Annotated in this window: 1 protein-coding gene; it reads right to left on the bottom strand. The window is 50.9% G+C overall.

The annotated features are described in order from the left end of the window. Positions 1-692: hypothetical protein (locus AC1RPR_RS07830; protein ID WP_481763404.1), on the bottom strand; the 692-nt coding region annotated here is incomplete at its 3' end. Positions 693-1015 lie beyond the last annotated feature (323 nt).

Raw genomic sequence — 1015 nt, 5'->3', positions numbered from 1 at the left:
GATACGCTCTGAATCACCAAGTCGTCGATGAAGTAACTGACGAAGTTCGAGGCAAAGAACTTGAGGCCGTTAGCAATCTGTCCTGTGGTGAAGTTGTCAGCGCTCCACGTCACAGGAATATCTTGCTGAACGGTAGCCCCGTTAATCGTGTACGTTGCGCTCATCACTGCCGATGAAGCTGTGCTCGTCGTACTGTAGTACGAGAACTGAAGCTGAACCCAGTAGTACGTGTTCAACTGTATGTTGAAGTTGTATGGGGAACTCGTCGGACTGTTGACGTTAGTAACGAGCTGAAGGTTCGTGCCGCCTGATGACGAGTTGCTGATATTTAGTAGTGGATACCATGACCCCGGAACACCAGCCGTGCCCAACGCGAGCAATGTGCCAGAACCCGGGTTCATAGTGTTCACGTTCAACCAGAAGTTAATTGCGAAAGCACCTTTGCCTGCGGTCGTCGTGTTACCTCGTATGATCTGCATCGTGCTCGGAAACTGATACTCAAACCCAGAGGTGAGCGAGGTTGGTGCTCCGCTCACTGGGAACGTGAGTGCGGCCCCGCCAAAAGCTCCTGCCGACAAGTTGATTTGCCCGGCAATGGCACTATTGGTCACGAACCATGGGTAGTTCGCGGCCAGCGTGCCAGAAGGATAAATGTCGAAGCCTTCGGCCGACGCAATGAATTGTGCTGGCATTTTCTACTCCTTATAGCNAAGTGCCACGAAGTGTAATGGTTATTAGAGAAATGTTTGTAGTCGCGAATTGATAGGAGAACTGATCACCCGGAGCAAACGTCGTGGTTGATTGAACACTCGTAAACGAGTTGCCGTTCACTGTGTCTATGTTAAGTGTTCCTACTTGCGTTCCTGTGTTGGGCGTTGACGCTGGGTACTTCATGATACGTACGGTCGCTGTGGTGCCAGATATCAGTACCGCATTTGCTTTCGCGCCCACGAAGTTCTGCCCGAATTGGCAGTTGTCTGTGAACATGTAGAACACTTCGTTGATGACGTTTGGG

The organism is Dellaglioa sp. CoH-57-MRSF-22 (assembly GCF_056781895.1).
This window is presented reverse-complemented; position numbering and strand designations above follow the sequence as displayed.